Genomic DNA, 17712 nt, shown 5'->3' with positions numbered 1-17712 from the left:
GAGGACTACGCGGGCCTAAGGCGCCGGGTCCGGGGCCGCACGTTGGAGCTTCCGGGCCGTTCCGTGCGTCTTGTGGAAGCCCGGCCCGCCTTTCTCTCAGAGCTCGTCGTGGATCCTGGGCAGGGCCTGAGGCTGAGCGACGTCTTCCATGCCGTCCGTCTGATCGCCGACCCGGGGGACGACACGGCTTCCTTCGAGCGCGAGTGCCTTGAGGCCCTGGCGGCCATCCAGCTGCACGGTGAGGCGCGTCCGGCCGTCCACCGGCGGCTGGGACGCCTCCCGGCCGAGCTGCGGGCGGGCCCCGGCACGTTCTACGAGACGCTGGCGGCCTACAACGACCACCCTGTGCACCCCACGGGCCGGAGCCGCTCCGGGCTGTCCCCGGCCGAGCTGAGCCGCTACGCGCCCGAGTTCGCGCCGTCGTTCCCGCTGCGCTGGGCGGCCGTGCGGAACGCGACGCGGACCGGGTCGCTCCCCGGGTGGTGGCCCGCGCCGTCCGACGTGGGCCTGCGCTCGGACGACGCTGCCGGGGCGCTGTTCCCCGTCCACCCGCTGGCGGCTCGGCAGGTCGGCCCCCGGCCCGGCGTCTCGCTCGCGCCCGATCCGTACTTGCAGGTCACGCCCACTTTGTCGATGCGGACGGTCGCGGCGGCGCCGCTCGACCACGTGAAGATGCCGCTGCCGACGAGCACGCTCGGCGTCCGCAACCGGCGCACCATCGTGCCCGGCACCCTTCCGGACGGCGCGCTCGTCGAACGGATCCTGCGCCAGGTCCTTTTACGGGAGCCGTCGCTTCCCGTCCTTCTCGCCGACGAACAGACCTACGGCCACGCCGACGACCCGCTTCTCGGCTATCTGGTGCGGCGCTTCCCGCCCGAGACCGCCCGCGCGCACATCGTCCCTGTGGCGGCCCTGCTCGCCGAGGCGCCGGACCGGGGTCACGTCATCGAGCGCTGGGACGTCGAAGCGCTCTTCGGCGCCTACCTGACGGCGCTGCTTTCCTTCAACGTCACGCTGTTCCGGTACGGCATCGCGCTAGAGGCGCATCAGCAGAACGTGGCACTCGTCTTGGACGAGTCTCCGGTCCGCCTCCTCATCAAGGACAACGACGGCGCGCTGATCGACCCGTCCCGCCTCCGGGAGCGCGTCCCGCCCTCTCCTGGCACGGACCCCCGCGATCTCGTCGACCGCCGGATGACGACGTCCGATCCCGAGGCCCTCGCCCGCGTCTTCGTCACCATCACCCTGCATCTCTGCGCCGCGGCGCCCGCCCTGGGCCTGGCCGGGCGGGGCCTGCTCCCCTGGCGGACCGGGCGCCGGATTCTCCGCGAACGGCTCGACGGGGCGCTCGGGCCGGAGGACGCGTTCCTGCGCGCCCGCACGCTCGACGCCGACACCCTGCCGGGCAAGGCCATGGTCACCGCCGGGACCCTCGTCGACAAGGCGAGGACAGGCGCGGCCGACATCAACAAGCACTACGGCCCGCCGGGGCCCAACTACCTACTGGACACGACGTGCTGCTGACAGAACCGGCCGTCACGGCCGACGACGCCACCGCGACCGCGCTGCTCAACTGCCTGATCCGGGAGGTCTGCGGGCCCGAGCAGCAGGTCTGGCCGGACGGGGCCCGCCTCGTGTTCCGGCTGCCCCGCGCGGGGGTCCTGCTGCGCGCGGGTCTGGCCCGTCCCCCGGTCGGGGCGACCCGCCGCCTGGCGCCGCCCTTCGAGGAGCGCCGCGAGGACGAGTGGATACCGGCTCCGTGGGACAGGCTGGCGAACCTGGTCGCGGGTGAACTGGAGCTGGCGACCGGCTCCCCGAACGCGGAATTCCTCGTCCAGGTCGGAGACAGCCACGCCGCGCTCACCGCGATCCTCGCCGCCAGAGGAGAATCCGCTGAGGACCACTCCATCGACTACATCGCCTCAGAGCAGTCTCTTGTCGCGGGGCACCGTTTCCACCCGTCTCCCAAGGCCCGCCAGGGTTCGCCGGAGGAGTGGCTGCCGTACGCGCCCGAGACGAGGGCCCGGTTCCGCCCGCTGTGGCTCGCCGTGCCCGAAGGGCTCGTCGCCGAGGAAGGGGCGGCTGAGGCGTTCACCACCTTGGAGGCGTACGGCCCTTCGGTGCCGCCTGGACGTCGGTTGCTCCCCGTGCATCCGTGGCAGTTCTCCTTGCTGGCGGACAATCCCGTCTTGCAGAGGGCCCTGGCGACCGGGTCCCTGGTCAATCTCGGCCCGTCCGAGATGGAGGCGGTGCCCACCTCGTCCGTCCGGACCGCGTATCTGCCGGACGCCGATGTGTTCTGCAAGTTCAGCCTCGATGTGCGCATCACCAACTGCGTCCGCAAGAACGCCTGGTACGAACTGACCGGGGCGATGACGCTCGACGAGTTGCTGCCGCCCATCCTGGAGAAGCTGAACGCCACGTTCCTCAGAGAACCCGCCTACCGCAGCGTCGCCCTCCCTGACCGCAGCCTGTACGAGGGCCTGGGAGTGATCCTGCGGCAGGGCATCAGATCCCTTCCCGGCACGCCTCTTCTGGCGGGCGCCCTGGCCGACCCCTACAACGCGCTCCTCTCCGGCCTGCCCGCCCTCTCCTCCCCGGACAGCGCCCAAGCCTGGTGGGACGCATACGTGGCCCAGGTGGCACCGCCCGTGCTGGGCGCCTATCTGGACCACGGCGTCGTCCTGGAACCTCATCTGCAGAACGTCCTCGTCTGCGTCGACACGGACGGCATGCCCGTCCATGCCGTTTTCCGCGACATGGAGGGCACCAAACTGACCGCGGGGCACTGGGACCTGTCGCACCTCCCCGGCCGCGTGGCCGAGGGCCTCACCTATGCCCCCGACAGGGGCTGGAACCGTGCCGTCTACTGCCTCCTCGTCAACCACCTCACCGAGATAGCCGCCGCCGTCGCCGACCTCCACCCGTCCTTGGACGAGACCCTCTGGCAGGCGGCGCGCAAGCATTTCGCCGCCTTTGACCGCCACCCGCAGGTCAGAGCTCTCCTGGCCGGTGTGCCACTGCCCGCCAAGGCGAATCTCCGCACCCGCTGGTCACGGACGGCCGACCGCGGCGCGGCCTACGTCCCCGTTCCCAACCCGCTCGCCGCCCGACCGCTGTGAACGAGTTCGCGCTGAACCTCGACCGCTACCCGGCCTATGTGTACGACCTGCCCGGACTCGAATCCCACGTCCGCGGCATACGCGCCGCGCTTCCCGGCACAGAGGTCCTGTACGCCGCCAAGGCCAATCCGGACGCCGAGATCCTCCGGACTCTCGCGCCCCACGTCGACGGCGTGGAGGTGTCGTCCGGCGGCGAACTCGCCCACGTCCGGGAGACCCTCCCCGGCAAGCCTGTGGCTTTTGGCGGGCCCGGGAAAACGGCTGACGAACTGGCCTTGTCCCGCACGCTCAAGGCCGACCGGATCCATGTGGAGAGCCCGAACGAGCTGGCTCGCCTGGCCGCCCTGGGCCCCGCGGACGTCCTGCTCCGCGCGAATCTGCCCGTGAACGTGCCGAACGCGGCCCTCACCATGAGCGGCCCTTTCGGCATGGACGAGGACACCCTCGACCATTGCGCCCGCCTTTTGGCCGAGTATCCGAACATCACCCTTCGAGGCGTCCACGCCCACCTGGCCTCCGGCCTGGACGCGCCCGCCATGCTCGACCTGGCCCACCGGACGGCGGAATGGGCGATTCCCTGGCTCCGCTCCCGAGGAGTGGACGACCCTGAGTTGAACGTGGGCGGAGGCATGGCGGTGGACTACACGTCCCCCGAGTCCCGCTTCGACTGGCAGACCTACGGGACGGGCCTCAGCCATATCCCAGCGAAAGTCCGCATAGAACCGGGACGGGCGATGACCGCGTACCACGGCTGGTACGTCACCGACGTCCTGGACGTGAAGACCACGCGCGGCGAGACCTACGCCGTTCTCAGAGGCGGCACCCACCATCTGAGGACCCCCGTGACGAAGGGCCACGACCAGCCTTTCGAGGTGCTCACCGCGAACGGCCCGGAGCGCCGGGCCACCCTGGTGGGCCAGCTCTGCACGCCGAAGGACGTCTTCGCGCGCGACGTCCTCGTCCCGCCACTGGCGCCGGGCGACGTCATCGCCTTCGCCATGGCCGGGGCCTACGCCTGGAACATCTCCCACCACGACTTCCTGATGCACCCGAAACCGGCCTTCCACTACCGGCGCCGACCGGACGCCGGAGGGTCAGCCGCGAGGGCTCCCGTACCAGCGCCATGACGTGACGCGCGGGTGTCCGGGAAGGTCCCCGCGACCGGTGGCCCACAGCAGGGTCGGCCAGGGGTCGGTGTCCTGCGGCGCGCCGGGGAACAGGCGCCCCAGCACGCGTGCGCACACGTCGGCGGGCGGCTCCCAGGACAGCCCCAGCCCCTCCGCCAGGTCGTGCATGTGGACGAGGGTCTCGACGATGCCCATCGCGGCGAACCCCTCGGCGTCCGAAGCGCCGAAGACATGGTGCGCGCGGACGTCCGGGGCCGTGCGGCGGACCACGGCGGACAGCATCCCGCCGCACGCGTCGAGTACCTGCAACAGCCCCGCGGGCCCGGCGCTCCTGTCCGCGTGGACGGCGTTGGCCGGTCCGCCGGACCGCCGGCTCTCCCAGACGAACGGCACCTCGCCGTCCATCGGCGGCGTCCTCGGCGCAAGCTGGGCGGCGTAGGCGAACAGGTCGTCGCTGAGATGCTCGACGGTCTCCCAGCAGTCCCATTCGAGCGACCCGGCCTTCCCGTCCCAAGCCTCGGGGGGAGCCTCCCGCAGGGCGGCGACGGCCAGCCGAACGGCGAGGTCGAGATCGTCTGCGGTCACGGCGGCGGTCGAATGCGGCATGGCCCCGACCGTACTGGACGTCCCCGGGCCGCCCGTCAGCCCATCGGCGCGGCGGTCCCGCTCACGCCGATGCCCGTGTCCCCCGGGGGGACGTCCACGAGCAGCCGGCTGGGGCGGCCCATGTCCTCACCCTGGTGGACGGTGATCCGGGCCGGAGGGGCGACGAGGCCCAGCGAGCGCAGGTACCCGCCGAAGGCCGCCGCGGCGGCGCCGGTCGCCGGGTCCTCCACGACCCCGCCCGGCGGGAAGGGGTCGCGGGCGTGGAAGACGGTCGCGCTCTCCCGCCAGACGAGGTGGACGGTCGTCCAGCCGCGGCGCGCCATGAGCCCGCCGAGGGCGTCCCCGTCGTAGTCGAGGCCGGCGAGCCGGGCGCGCGTGGACGCCGCCAGCACCAGGTGGTCGTTGCCCGCGTTGGCGATGCGCGGCGGCAGCTCCGGGTCGAGCTCCCCGGCCTCCCAGCGCAGCGCGTCCAGGGCCGCGGCGAGGTCGGCCTCCTCGACGGCCCGGACGGTGGGCGGGACGCTGGTCAGGGTGGCGAGGACGCGGCCGTCCGCCTCCCGGGTCTCGACCCCGACCTCGCCGGCCGGGGTGCTCAGCCGCAGGCTCCCCGTCCCCCGCCGCTCGGCCAGCGCGACGGCGGTCGCGATCGTGGCGTGCCCGCAGAAGGCGACCTCGGCCAGCGGGCTGAAGTAGCGGATCGCGAACCGCCCGGGCGCGCCTCCCTCGTCCACGAGGAAGGCCGTCTCGGAGAACCCGATCTCGGCAGCGATCTCCTGCATGCGCGCGGCCTCCAGGCCCCGGGCGTCCAGGACGACCCCGGCCGGGTTGCCGCCCTCCCCGTCCACGTCGAAGGCGGTGTAGCGGAGTGCTGGTGCGATGTCGCTCATGCGAGCAGTCTGCTCCAGCCGCTAGCATCGCGTCCAACGATGAATATTGATCAGAGGCATCGGGATATTCGATGGACACGCGCCTCCTCACCACCTTCCTCGCGGTCCTGCGCAACGGCGGGATGACCGCCGCCGCGGCGGAGCTCGGCTTCGTGCAGTCCACCGTCACCGCGCACGTCCAGGCGCTGGAGCGCCTCGCCGGGACGCCGCTGCTCGACCGCCTCCCCGGGGGCGTCTCCCCCACCCGTGCCGGTTCCCTGCTCGCCGAGCACGCCCGGGGCGTCCTCGATCTCCAGGAGCGGATGCTCGCGGAGGTCACCGCCGCCGCCACCGAGCCGTCCGGCCCGGTGCGGCTCCGGGCCCCGGAGTCCGTGTGCGCCTACTGGCTCGCGCCCCTGCTGCCCCGGTTGCGGGCGCGACTCCCGGACGTGACCGTCTCGCTGTTCCCCGCCGACACCCGGACCGCGCTCACCGCGCTCGCCGACCGCGGCGCCGACGTGGCCCTCATCCTCGACCCCTCGCCGGACCCGTCCGGCGTGGACCTGGTCGACCTCGGCGCCCAACCCCTGTCACTCGTCGCGGCGGTGTCCACACCCCTCCCCAGGAACCGTCCCCTCACCCCGGCGGAGCTGGCCGCGACCGGCATCGTCCTTCTGGAGGAAGGCTGCTCCTACAGCGACGAGTTCGCCGCCCTGGTCACGGCCGCCCGTCCCACGGCGAACCCGCCCCGCTTCGGAGGCATCGAGACCGCGAAGCGCTGCGTGGCGGCGGGCCTCGGCGCGGCGCTGCTGCCCACGGTCACGGTCGCCGACGAACTGGCCGCCGGCGCGCTCGCCGAACTGACCCCGCCCGCCGGCCTGTCCCGGCACCACCTCTGGCTCGCCGAGCCGGCCTCCCGCTGGCGCTCCCCCGCCGTCCACGCCCTCCGCACCGCCCTGATCGACTCGATCACCGGGCCGGGCGCCCCCGGTTCGCCGCCGCGCCCCTGACGTTCCGACTTCGCGCGCTCGTAGTGCCGGGCGGCTTTGACCCGGTTTCCGCAGACGGCCATGGCCGCCGCGGCGCCGGGCGCCGAACGGCTGGTCGAGTTCACCGTCACCGGCGTCGTCGAGACCGCCGGGGCGTCACCACTGCGGTGGAGCGACCCCGTCCCGTCCCGCGTCAACCCGCCCGCGGCCTTGAATCTCCCCTGAGGGGAGATGCCAGGGTGGGGCCCATGGACGGTGAAGCGACCTACTCCATCGGCGAACTCGCCCGGAGCGCCGGGGTCACCGTGAAGGCCGTGCGGTTCTACACCGAGCGCGGGATCGTCCCGGCGCGCAGGACCGCGGCGGGCCACCGGCGGTACGGAGCCGACGCCGTGGCCCGGCTGGGCCTGGTGCGGACGCTGCGCGAGCTGGGGATCGACCTGGCCACCGTCCAGAAGATCGTCGACCGCGAGGTGCGGGCCGCCGACGCGGCCGCCGCCCACGCCGAGGCCGTCGCCGCCCAGATGCGGATGCTGCGGCTGCGGCACGCGGTGCTGACCATCGCCGCCCGCCGCGGCAGCGATCCCGAGGAGATGGAACTGATGCACCGGCTCGCCCGCCTGTCCGCCGCCGAACGCGACGACCTCGTCGCCGACTTCCTCGACAGCTCCTTCGGCACCCCCGACGCGGGGCCGATGTCCCGCGTCCTGCACCGGTCGCTGGCCCCGGAACTGCCCGACGACCCCACGTCCGAGCAACTGGCCGCCTGGGTGGAACTGGCCGAGCTCACGCGCGATCCCGGCTTCCGTGCCCTGATGCGGGGCCTGTTCGACGACCACGCCACCGAGGCCGCCCGGCGCACGGGCCCACCACGCAAGCACGCCGTGGCGCGGGTCGCCGAGACCGTGCGCCCCCTGCTCGCCGCAGGAGCAGCCCCCGACTCACCCCGGGCGGCCCAAGCCGTCACCGACGTGGTCGCCGCCTACGCCGAGTTCCAGGGCCGACCCGACACCCCCGCCCTGCGCGCCCGCCTGGCCACCTACCTGACCAGCGCCAACGACCCACGGCGGGAGCGCTACCTGCATCTCCTGTCGACCGTCAACGACTGGTCCCCGCCCGACCACCCCCGCCACGAACTCGACTGGTTCCTGGCAGCCCTCACCAGTTCCTGACAACGGCTCGGCACACCCGTCGCTGCCCGTCGCTTGGCGGCGCCTTTGCTCGGCCGAAAGCCGGGTATGCCGGACGGCGGGACGAGGAGTTCGGGGCGGCGGAGGAGTGTCTTGCTGGTGCTTGAGCGGGTGCGTGGTGCTGCGGAGGCGGGAGTCAGGGCGGCCCGGGCGGTGCGGGACGCCGGGGTGGTGCGGCCCGTCCGGCCTGATCGGGCGGCGCGGCTTCTGTTTCCGTACGTGCGGTTCGGGCCCGTCCCCGCGACGCTCGGCGCCATGGCCGCGCTGCGGTTCCCCGACCGGACGGCCCTGATCGACGAGCGCGGCGCGCTGTCCTACGCGGAACTCGAACGGCGGGCGGCGGCGCTGGCCACGGCGCTCAGCGGCCGTGTGGGCGACGGGAAGGTCGGGATCCTGTGCCGCAATCACCGGGGGTTCGTCGAAACGGTCCTCGCGGCGACGCGGCTGGGCAATGACGTCGTGCTGCTGAACACCGATTTCTCCGGGCGGCAACTGGGGCAGGTCGTCGAACGCGAGGAGATCGAACTGCTCGTGCACGACGAGGAGTTCGGGCCGGCCGTCGAGGAGTCGGGGTTCGCCGGGAAGCGGGTGGTCGCGTGGGCCGACGGCGGCGGGGCGATCGACGCGCTGATCGAGGAGACCGCTCCCGAACCCGTCAAGCCCGAGCGGGCCAGCCGGGTGATCCTGATGACGTCCGGGACGACCGGCACGCCCAAGGGGGCACGGCACGATCTGTCCGCCTCGTCGCTGCTGCCCGCGGCCCTGAGCCATCTGATGCGCGTTCCCGTCCGGTCGGGCGCGCCGATGGTCATCGGGCCCCCGCTCTTCCATCTGCTCGGCTTCGCCTACACGACGGTCGGGCTCGCCATGGGGATGCCGCTCGTGCTGTCCCGCCGCTTCGATCCCCGGCAGGTGCTGGAGACGATCGCGGACAGCCGGGCGGAGGCGCTCGTGGCGGTGCCGGTGATGCTCCAGCGCGTCCTGGACGTGCGGGACGCGCCGCCGACGCCGGCGCTGCGGGCGGTCGTGTGCGGCGGGGCGGCCCTGCATCCGCACCTGTCCGAGGCGTTCATGGACGCGTTCGGCGACGTGCTCGTCAACGTCTACGGCGCGACCGAGACCGGGTGGGCCACGATCGCCACGCCCGAGGACCTGCGGGCCGCGCCCGGCACGGTCGGCAGGCCGTCCTTCCGGCTCACGATCAAGGTGCTCGGGGAGGACGGGCGGGAGCTGCCCGCGGGCGAGACCGGGGAGGTCTACACGGGCGGCGGCCTGCGGTTCGCCGGGTACACCGGGGGCGGCGGCAGGCGCGTACGGGACGGCCTGACCGGCACCGGCGACCTCGGGCACTTCGACGCGGCGGGACGGCTGTTCATCGACGGCCGCGCCGACGACATGATCGTCTCGGGCGGGGAGAACGTGTTCCCCGGCGAGGTGGAGAACCTGCTCGGCGGCCACCCGGACGTCGCGGAGGTGTCGGTCACCGGGGTGGACGACGAGAGGTTCGGGCAGCGGCTCGCCGCGCACGTCGTCAGGACCGAGGGGGCGGAGGTCGCCGAGGACGACCTCAGGGAGTACGTGCGCGCCCACCTGGCCCGGTACAAGGTCCCGCGGGACATCCGGTTCGTCCGGGAACTGCCCCGCACCAGCACCGGCAAGGTCAAGCGACGGCCCGACGGCGGTCGATGAGGGAAACGCCCGGGCCCAGGGCCGCGAGGTCCCGGGCGTGCCCCGTCCCGAGGGTCAGGCGGCGCCGGCGCGCCGCTTGGCGGCCATGCAGATGCGGGCGAGGTCGTTGAGGGCGTCGGCGCGGCGCTCGTCCAGCGTCCGGTGGTCGCCCGGCCCGGCCTCCGCGAGCGTGTCGATGACCAGGGAGAACACCGGCCATTCGGCGGGCCCGATGGCGCCCTGGAAGTCGACGCCGTCCGCCAGGTCGTCCAGGTCGAGGTTGCGGGCGAAGGTGGCGAGGGCGGCCTCGGCCGCGACCACGCCGATGCGCATCGCCAGCGCGGCCGGCTCGCGATCAAGGGCGCGCACGGTGCTGGAACCCATGTTCGACAACATAGACCACACGCGTCACACGCGTCGAACGTTTGCTCGAAACCGTTATCCGACGATGGCCTGCTGGAAGAGGTAGGAGTGCGTGAAGTGCAGGGCGCCGTCGACCATGCTCGGGCGCATGCCGGTGGCGGGTCCGCCCGCCAGCTCCTCCTCCAGCTCCCGCCTGATCTGCGCCGCGGCGTCCGAGGGGGTGTGCGAGAACTCCAGCCACGGGTCCAGCGGGCGGCTGTGGTCGAACCGGTCGGCGCGCTTGACCGCCGCGCCCGCCGCCGTGACGAGCTCCGCGATCCGCGCCTCGGTGAGAGCCGCCCCGTGCGAGGGGTCGCGGAGGCGCTCGATCCGGTCGGGATCGCCGTCCAGTCCCTCGGGCCGGACCAGGTCGGCGATGATCAGCGCGGCGCCGGGGCGGCTGACCCGGGCCATCTCCGTCACGACGGCCCCGGGGTCGGCGACCTGGTGCAGCGAGAAGCGGGTGACGACGAGGGTGAACGACCGGTCGAGGTAGGGCAGGGCCGTGGCGTCGCCGTGCGCGAAGGTGACGTTGGTGAGGCCGGCGTGGTCGGCGTCGCGCTTGCCCTCGGCGAGCATCGCGGGCGTGAGGTCGAGCGCCGTCACGTGCCGGACGCGGCGGGCGATCGCGCGGGACACGATGCCGGTCCCGGCGGCGACCTCCAGAACGACGTCCTCCAGGTCGAGCTCGGGGTCCATGAACCGGACGAGCCGGTCCAGATGGCGGGTGAAGGCCGTGTTCAGCCTCGGGTCGGAGAACCCGGCCGCCTGCTTGGAGAACTCCCGTACCACCTTCTCGTCATGGGACACCGACACGCCGCCTCCTCGGATGGTTGCCCGGATCATCCCCGAAACCACGCATGGTGAACAGGGGGCGGCGACGAAACCCTCAGGCGGCGGGGACGCCGTCCAGCAGCGCGGCGAGCCCGGCCGCGTCGAGCAGGTCGGCGGGACGGACGGTGACCTCGGCGGAGACGTAGTGGAACGCGGCGCTGACCCGCGCGACGTCCACCCCCGCGAGTTCGGCCCACGCCAGCCGGTACGCGGCGAGCTGCACGGCGGAGAACCGGGCCTCGTCCCCGCGCGGCGGGGCGCCGGTCTTCCAGTCGACGACCTCGTAGCCGCCGTCCCGGGACCGGAACACCGCGTCCATCCGGCCCCGGACCAGCCGGTCGCCGATGATGGTCTCGAAGGGCACCTCGATGTCGAGCGGCTCGCGCGCCGCCCACTCCGACCGCTCGAAGCGCTCGCGCAGCGTCGCCAGGTGCGCGTCGTCGGCGGCGCCCTCGTCGGCGGCGCCGGGCAGCTCGTCGGGGTCCAGGAGGCGCTGCTGCCCCCAGCGGCCCTCCAGCCAGGTGTGGAAGGCGGTGCCGCGCCGCGCGTAGGGGGCGGGCGGGCGCGGCATGGGACGGCGGATCTGCCGCGCGAGCGCCGCCGGGTCGCGCGCCAGCGACACCAGCGACGACACCGACAGGTGCGCGGGCAGCTCGACGAGCAGGCCGTCGCCCCCGCGCCCCCGGTCGCGCTCGGCGAGCAGCAGCTCGACGTCGCGCGCCCACGCCGTCATGCGCCCCCGGTCGGCGTCGGACAGGCCGGTGTCCCCGGCCCAGTGGCGGGTGCGCCCGGCCATCTCGTCCTCGACCATGCGGGCCCCCTCCACGACCGCCTCGTAGCGCGCCCGCGCCGACAGGTCGGACCGGCCGCGCTCGCCCGGCGCGATGGGCCACTGCGCCTCCTCGGGGTCGGCGAGCAGCGGGTTGGCGGCGCCCTCCTCCGGCGGGTCGGCCCACACCGCGACGGACCCGGCCCCGGCGAGGCAGACCGCCCGCACCTCCTCCAGGAACGGCGACGGGCCGAGCGGGCGGCCCGAGGACCCCCACCAGTAGCCGGTGGTGATCAGCAGGCTGGACGCGCGGGTGACCGCGACGTAGGCGAGCCGCCGCTCCTCCCGCAGGTCGCGCTCGGAGCACGCCTGGTCGAAAACGGAGAGGTCGTCCTTCTCCAGCCCGGTCAGCGCGGGCAGGTCGGCGCGGTCGCCGCGCAGCATGAACGGCAGGACGCGCGGGTTCGCCGTCCAGCGGGTGGCGTTCTGCGGCGGCGAAGGGAAGATCGACCCCTTGGCGGGTGAACCGTTCTTCTGCGGCGTGTACGCCAGGCCGGGGACGACGACGACCGGCCATTCCAGGCCCTTGGAGGCGTGGACGGTGAGGAGCTTGACGCTGTCGGTCTCCCCGACCCGTCCGGCCTCCAGGCCGAACTCCTCGGTCTCGGCGGCCTTGAGGTAGGCGAGGAACGCGCCGAGCGTCGGGTCCTCGGCGTCGCCCGCGAACGTGGCGGCGGCGTCGATGAACGCGTCGAGGTCGGCGCGGGCGGTGACGGGGTCGAGCCCGGACCGCGCCGCGACCTCGATGTCGAGGCCGAGCGCGCGCTCGACCTCGTTGGCCAGGTCGGGCAGCGGCAGCCCGACCTGGCCGCGCAGGGCGCGCAACTCGTCGCGGAGGCGGCGCAGGCGCCCGTACCCCTCGGGCGAGAACGCGTCGGGCGGGCCGAGGTCGTCGAGCGCGTCGACGAGGCTGCCGGTCTCCTGGTTCAGCTCGCTGACGAGCTGCCGCAGCGGATCGTCCCCGCCGTCACCCTCGCCGGCCCCCTCAACGGAGGCGACGCCGAAGGCGGCGTCGGACGCGTCGTCGGCCCCTTCGCGGGGCGCTGCGCCGGACTCGTCGCCGGAGGTGGCGCCCGACGCGGGGCCGGGCGCGGCGGCGGAGGCGGGGTCGGGCTCGGCGGTCGACACGCTGCCGAGAACGCTGCCTGACGCGGGGCCGAGGCCCTCGCCGGGGGCGGCGGGGCCGGGCCCCTCCTCGGGCGCGGCGGCGGGGACGGGGTCGGGGCGGGTGATGTCGCGGGCCGATTCCTGGGCCAGGGCGCGGGCGCGGCGGCCGAGGGCGACGAGGTCGCGGGGGCCGAGGCGCCAGCGCGGCCCGGTGAGCAGCCGGGCGAGGGACGCGCCGGCGGTCGGGTCGTGCATGACGCGCAACGTGGCGACGACGTCCTGTACCTCGGGGACGGTGAGGAGCCCGCCGAGCCCGACCACCTCGACCGGGATGCCGCGCGCCTCCAGGGCCCGCCTGATCAGCGGGAACTGCGACCGCTTCCGGGCCAGGACGGCGACGTCGGAGTAGCGGAGCGGTTCGGCCTGGGGGCCGCCGTCCGGGGCGGTCTCGGGGTCGCCGGCCATGAGCCCGGCGATGCGCGCGGCGACGCGGTCGGCCTCGTCCTCCACGGTGGGGAAGAGGGCGCATTCGACGCGTCCGCGCCCCTCGCGTCCGGCGCCCGGGATGAGGCGGGGCACGGACCTCGTCTCGGCGCGCAGCTCCTCCTGCACCCTGGCCGCCGCCTCCAGGATCTGCTCGCCGTTGCGGAACGACCGGCTGAGCTGCACGACCGGCGCCGCCACGGGACGCCCCCCGGGGGCCGCCGCCGGCTGCAGAGGGAAGTCGTGGGCGAACCGCAGCAGGTTCCCGGCGCTCGCGCCGCGCCACCCGTAGATGGACTGGCAGGGGTCGCCTACGGCCGTGACGGGGTGCCCGCCCGCGAACAGCGACGTCAGCAGGACGAGCTGCGCCTGGCTGGTGTCCTGGTACTCGTCCAGCAGGACGACCGAGAACCGGGACCGCTCGATCATCCCGACCTCGGGGTGCTTGTAGGCGATGCGGGCGGCGAGGGCCATCTGGTCGCCGTGGTCGATGACCTCGCGGTCGGCCTTGGCGCGCCCGTACGCCTCGATGAGCGGCATGAGCTGCTCGCGGACGGCGTGCTTGGCGAGGATGTCGCGCTGCGCCTTGAGCGGCTTCTTCACCACGGCGAGCCGCTCGTCGAGCCAGGCGCCGACCCTGCGGACGTCCTCGGCCGTGCGCAGATGCTCCGACAGGTCGCCGGACAGTTCCATGACGGCCTTGGTGACGGTGTCGGGCTGCCAGTCGATCCGGTCCATGGGGCCGTGGTAGGCGTCGACCACCCGCGAGCAGATCTGCCAGGCGACGGCCGGCGAGATCAGCCGCATCGTGGGTTCGAGCGCCTCGCGCAGGGCGTGGTCGCCGAAGAGCCGCGCCGCGTACGAGTGGTACGTGGACACCATCGGCTCGCCGTCGAACAGGGCCTCGCCGCCCAGCCGTTCGAGCTCGTCGCCCGGCAGGACCTCGCGGAGCCTGTCGAGCCGCTTGCGCACGCGCACGCCGAGCTCGGCGGCGGCCTTGCGGGTGAAGGTGAGCCCGAGGACGCGCTCCGGCCGGACGAAGCCGTTCGCGACCAGCCACACCACCCGCGCGGCCATCGTCTCGCTCTTGCCCGACCCGGCGCCGGCGATCACCGCCATCGGCGCCATCGGCGCCTCGATCACCCGGGCCTGCTCCTCCGTCGGCGCCGGGATCTCCAGCAGCCGGGCCAGCTCTCCCGGCGTGATCACCTCGCTCCCCCCGAGCCAGTCAGTCGCTCACCTGCCCGCCCTCGTCATGGACGGGGCAGCAGGAGCGTACGGGACAGGTGCGACACTTGTCGTTCGCCCTGGCCTGGAAGACGTCGCCGGCCATCCCCGTGGCGACGATCTCGACGAGCCGCTTCGGCCACTCGGGGTCGGCGTCCTCGGCGGGCGGGGGCTGCTCCTGCTCACGCGCCTTCGCCGTGAACGCGGCCTTGCCGACCTGGATCAGCTTCGCGCCGCCCGGCTCGATCAGCCCGTGCCGCTCGAACGCGCCGAGCATCACCGCGTACTGGTACACGCCGAGCTGCGGGTGCCGGGCCAGGTCGTCCTTCGGGACGGCGGTCGAGGAGGTCTTGATGTCGATGATGACGGCCCGGCCCTGCTCGTCGCGCTCGGCGCGGTCGATGCGGCCCTTGATGACGACGCGGCCGAGGTCGACCTTGAACGACTCCTCCAGCGCGACGACCTCGTTGGGGTTGTCGCGGTGCCAGGCGAGGAACTTGTCGACCATCTTCGCGGCCTGCTCGCGCTGCTTCTCCGAGTACCACGAGCTGCGGAACTCCAGGTCCTTCCAGATCTCGTCGAGCCGCTGCGCGACGTGCACCTCGTCGACGCCGTCGTCCGCGCCCGCCATCTCGGCGACGGCGTGGACCACCTTGCCCATCGTGCTGTACTCGTTGGGCCCGCCCTCCTGGGCGCCGACCGCCGAGGCGAGCAGCCAGCGCAGCCCGCACGTGGTGAACGCCTCGACCTGGGACGGTGAGATCGTGATGGGCTCGTCCTCGGCGAACGCGGGCCCGCCGTCGGACAGGGCGGTGATCGCGTACCAGTTCTCCGGCCTCGCGCCGCGCACGCCCGCGCGCGCCAGGCGGGCCAGGTGCCCGGCCGCCGCGCGCCGCAGCGGTTCCGGGCGGGACGGGTCGCCGACGACGGAACGCAGGTCGGCCACCAGCGCCGACAGCGACAGCCAGCGGGTCTTCTCGTCCAGCTGGGACTGCTCGATCGCGCCGGGGAGCAGCTCGTTCAGGAAGCGGGACGGCCTCTCCTCGGTGTCGTCGCCGCCGACGGCCGTCACCACGAGCCGTCTGCGGGCGCGCGTGACCGCCACGTAGAACAGCCGCCGCTCCTCGTCGAGCATCTTGGCGGCCATCGAGGCGCCGGCGGCGGCGTCCCCGTCGGGCTCGGCCCCGGCCGCGTGCTCGACCAGCTCCTCGACGCCGAGCAGCGACCCGCGCAGCCGGACGTCGGGCCAGACGCCCTCCTGGACGCCGGCGACGACGACCACGTCCCACTCCAGGCCCTTGGAGCGGTGCGCGGTGAGGATCCGGACCGCCTCGCCCTCGGGCGCCTGCTCGGCCAGCGTGTCACCGGCGATCTCCTGGGACGCGACGTTGTCAACGAACAGCTCGGGCCCCGCCTGGGGGAGCCGGTCCACGAACCGCGCGGCGTGGTCGAACAGCGCCACCACGGCGTCGAGGTCGCGGTCGGCCGCCGCGCCGCGCGTCCCGCCCTTGACGCTCTGCTCCAGCAGCACGTCGGCCTGGCCGCTCTCCTGCCACACGGCCCACAGCACGTCCTCGGCGGTGCCGCCGTCGTGCACGCTGCGCCGCGCCACCTCGATCAGGTTGGCGATCCGCTCCGCCGGCGCCCGGACCCTCTCGTGGACCAGGACCAGCTCCCGGGGGTCGTTCACCGCCGCGACCAGGAGATCGCCCAGCTCGCGCTGCCCGCCCGACAGCTCCTCCAGGTCGCGCAGAGCGCGCTTGAGCCGGCGCATGGCGAGCGCGTCGGCGCCGCCCAGCGGGCCGGTCAGGAGGTCTTCGGCCACGACCTCGTCCAGGAAGCCCTTCTTCAGCGCCGCCCGCAGCAGGACGAGGAACGGGCGGACGGCGGGCTCCCCCACCAGCGGCACCTCGTCACCGGCGACCACCACCGGCACACCGGCCTGGGCGAGCGCCCGCCGCAGCACCGGGACCTGCCGGACGGCGCTGCGCACCAGGACCGCCATACGCGACCACGGCACGCCGTCGAGCAGGTGGGCGCGGCGCAGTTCGTCGGCCACCAGCGCGGACTCCTGGCTCTCGGAGTCGGCGATGACCGCGCGCACCTCGCCCTCGTCGAGCTCCTCCACCGGCCGCAGCGCGCGGTGCTCGGCCGCGCCCGCCGCCCCGGCGGGCAGCCGCCGCGCGATGCGGCGCGAGGCGGTGAGGATCTCGGGTCCCATCCGGCGGCACGTCCGCAGCGCCACCACGGGCGCCGGGGCGCCGTCCAGGGCGGGGAAGCGGTCCGGGAACTCCTGGATGCCGCGCACGTCCGCGCCCCGGAACCCGTAGATCGACTGGTCCGGATCGCCGACCACGACCAGGTCGCGCCCCTCGCCCGCGAGATGGTGCAGGAGGGCCTCCTGCGCGGGGTCGGTGTCCTGGTACTCGTCCACGAACACGGCGTCGTAGGCGTCGCGCTCCCGGATCCGCACCTCCTCGTCCGCGAGCATCCCCGCGGCCAGGTGGATCAGCTCGCCGTAGTCGTAGGTGGGGACGGGGTCGAGCAGGAACCGGTCCACGTACCGCTCCATGAACCCGCCGATGGCGGCCCAGTCGTCGCGGCCCCTCATGCGTCCGAGAGCGGCGAGGTCCTCCGCGGCGTACTGCCGCTCGACCGCGCGCAGGGCGAAGTCGCGCAGTTCCTCGGCGAACCCCCGGGTCGCCAGGGCGGCCCTCAGCCGCTCCGGCCAGTCGCGGGCGCCGTCCGCGAGCTCGCCCTCCAGCAGCCGCCGCACCTCCAGCAACTGCTCGGGCCCGGACAGCAGCCGGGGGGCCGGTTCCTCGTTCAGCACGGCGTCCCGCCGGATCAGCGCGTACGCGTAGCTGTGGAAGGTGAGGGCCAGGGGCGTGCGCGTCGTCCGGTGAAGGCGGCCGGTGATGCGCTCCCGCAACTCCCCCGCCGCCTTGCGGCTGAACGTCAGGACGAGCACCCGCTCGGGGTCGACGCCGCGGTTCTCGATACGGTCGACGACCGCCTCCACGATCGTCGTCGTCTTCCCGGTGCCCGGCCCCGCCAGCACCAGCATCGGCCCGCCGGCGTGCTCGACCACCCGCCGCTGCTGCTCGTCGAGCACGGGCGGGACGCTCCGCGCGGGACCCGCGCGTCGCACGAGACGGTAGGAAGCTGACGGCACAACAGTTCATTGGAACAGATCGCTGAGCCTCGTCTGACCACAACGCACGCATGTCGCGAGAGAGAAAAACCACCCCCGGACGGCCCC

At 73.9% G+C, this 17712-nt stretch carries 13 protein-coding genes; 7 read left to right on the top strand and 6 right to left on the bottom strand.

Annotated features, from left to right (window positions below; genetic code table 11):
• The first annotated feature begins 108 nt into the window (after window positions 1-108).
• The 3 genes from BJ999_RS09980 to BJ999_RS09970 are packed head-to-tail and all read left to right on the top strand — an operon-like array spanning window position 109 to window position 4249.
• Entirely contained in the window at window positions 109-1524 is a 1416-nt protein-coding gene (locus BJ999_RS09980) for an IucA/IucC family protein (RefSeq protein WP_229810415.1), read from the top strand.
• Window positions 1515-3122, top strand: coding sequence for an IucA/IucC family protein (locus tag BJ999_RS09975; protein WP_179833033.1), 1608 nt, complete (start codon window positions 1515-1517; stop codon window positions 3120-3122). Before BJ999_RS09980 ends, BJ999_RS09975 begins: the two co-directional genes overlap by 10 nt.
• Entirely contained in the window at window positions 3119-4249 is a 1131-nt protein-coding gene (locus BJ999_RS09970; RefSeq protein ID WP_179833032.1) for an alanine racemase, read from the top strand. Before BJ999_RS09975 ends, BJ999_RS09970 begins: the two co-directional genes overlap by 4 nt.
• Here BJ999_RS09970 and BJ999_RS09965 read toward each other — a convergent pair.
• Both BJ999_RS09965 and BJ999_RS09960 read right to left on the bottom strand, forming a co-directional pair.
• Entirely contained in the window at window positions 4217-4855 is a 639-nt protein-coding gene (locus BJ999_RS09965) for a maleylpyruvate isomerase N-terminal domain-containing protein (protein WP_179833031.1), read from the bottom strand. The two genes, BJ999_RS09970 and BJ999_RS09965, sit on opposite strands and share 33 nt — an antisense overlap.
• Before the next feature lie 35 nt (window positions 4856-4890).
• Window positions 4891-5742, bottom strand: a complete 852-nt coding sequence (locus BJ999_RS09960) for a PhzF family phenazine biosynthesis protein (protein WP_179833030.1) — start codon at window positions 5740-5742, stop codon at window positions 4891-4893.
• A 71-nt stretch (window positions 5743-5813) separates the two neighbouring features.
• Here BJ999_RS09960 and BJ999_RS09955 point away from each other — a divergent pair, with 71 nt between their 5' ends.
• The 4 genes from BJ999_RS09955 to BJ999_RS09940 all read left to right on the top strand — a co-directional run bounded on the left by BJ999_RS09955 (window position 5814) and on the right by BJ999_RS09940 (window position 9589).
• Window positions 5814-6731, top strand: a complete 918-nt coding sequence (locus BJ999_RS09955) for a LysR family transcriptional regulator (protein WP_179833029.1) — start codon at window positions 5814-5816, stop codon at window positions 6729-6731.
• A 60-nt stretch (window positions 6732-6791) separates the two neighbouring features.
• Window positions 6792-6935 (top strand): hypothetical protein, encoded by a 144-nt coding sequence (locus tag BJ999_RS09950; RefSeq protein ID WP_218935011.1) that lies wholly within the window; start codon window positions 6792-6794, stop codon window positions 6933-6935.
• A 23-nt stretch (window positions 6936-6958) separates the two neighbouring features.
• Entirely contained in the window at window positions 6959-7882 is a 924-nt protein-coding gene (locus tag BJ999_RS09945; protein ID WP_179833028.1) for a MerR family transcriptional regulator, read from the top strand.
• A gap of 117 nt (window positions 7883-7999) precedes the next feature.
• Window positions 8000-9589, top strand: a complete 1590-nt coding sequence (locus tag BJ999_RS09940; protein ID WP_229810443.1) for an AMP-binding protein — start codon at window positions 8000-8002, stop codon at window positions 9587-9589.
• 54 nt (window positions 9590-9643) lie between these two features.
• Here the strand turns inward: BJ999_RS09940 and BJ999_RS09935 are convergent, their stop codons facing one another.
• The 4 genes from BJ999_RS09935 to BJ999_RS09920 form a co-directional block, all read right to left on the bottom strand.
• A complete protein-coding gene (locus BJ999_RS09935; RefSeq protein ID WP_179833026.1) occupies window positions 9644-9952 on the bottom strand; it encodes a hypothetical protein in 309 nt (102 codons plus the stop codon).
• A 54-nt stretch (window positions 9953-10006) separates the two neighbouring features.
• Window positions 10007-10786: a class I SAM-dependent methyltransferase gene (locus BJ999_RS09930; protein ID WP_179833025.1), complete on the bottom strand. Its 780-nt coding sequence runs from the start codon at window positions 10784-10786 to the stop codon at window positions 10007-10009.
• A gap of 73 nt (window positions 10787-10859) precedes the next feature.
• Window positions 10860-14432, bottom strand: a complete 3573-nt coding sequence (locus tag BJ999_RS09925) for an ATP-dependent helicase (protein ID WP_179833024.1) — start codon at window positions 14430-14432, stop codon at window positions 10860-10862.
• Window positions 14433-14451: 19 nt separating this feature from the next.
• Window positions 14452-17601 (bottom strand): ATP-dependent helicase, encoded by a 3150-nt coding sequence (locus BJ999_RS09920; RefSeq protein ID WP_338070769.1) that lies wholly within the window; start codon window positions 17599-17601, stop codon window positions 14452-14454.
• Window positions 17602-17712: the final 111 nt, after the last annotated feature.

Origin of the sequence: Actinomadura citrea (genome assembly GCF_013409045.1) — a bacterium.
GTDB classification, from domain to species: domain Bacteria; phylum Actinomycetota; class Actinomycetes; order Streptosporangiales; family Streptosporangiaceae; genus Spirillospora; species Spirillospora citrea.
Note: the sequence above shows the minus strand (reverse complement) of the source record. Positions and strands in the feature narration are given on the sequence as shown.

Bases quoted from the DNA above. Each gene is read 5' to 3' on its own strand.
- BJ999_RS09960 (WP_179833030.1), bottom strand. From the start codon at position 5,742: ATGAGCGACATCGCACCAGCACTCCGCTACACCGCCTTCGACGTGGAC.
- BJ999_RS09950 (WP_218935011.1), top strand. From the start codon at position 6,792: ATGGCCGCCGCGGCGCCGGGCGCCGAACGGCTGGTCGAGTTCACCGTC.
- BJ999_RS09935 (WP_179833026.1), bottom strand. From the start codon at position 9,952: ATGGGTTCCAGCACCGTGCGCGCCCTTGATCGCGAGCCGGCCGCGCTG.
- BJ999_RS09965 (WP_179833031.1), bottom strand. From the start codon at position 4,855: ATGCCGCATTCGACCGCCGCCGTGACCGCAGACGATCTCGACCTCGCC.
- BJ999_RS09945 (WP_179833028.1), top strand. From the start codon at position 6,959: ATGGACGGTGAAGCGACCTACTCCATCGGCGAACTCGCCCGGAGCGCC.
- BJ999_RS09955 (WP_179833029.1), top strand. From the start codon at position 5,814: ATGGACACGCGCCTCCTCACCACCTTCCTCGCGGTCCTGCGCAACGGC.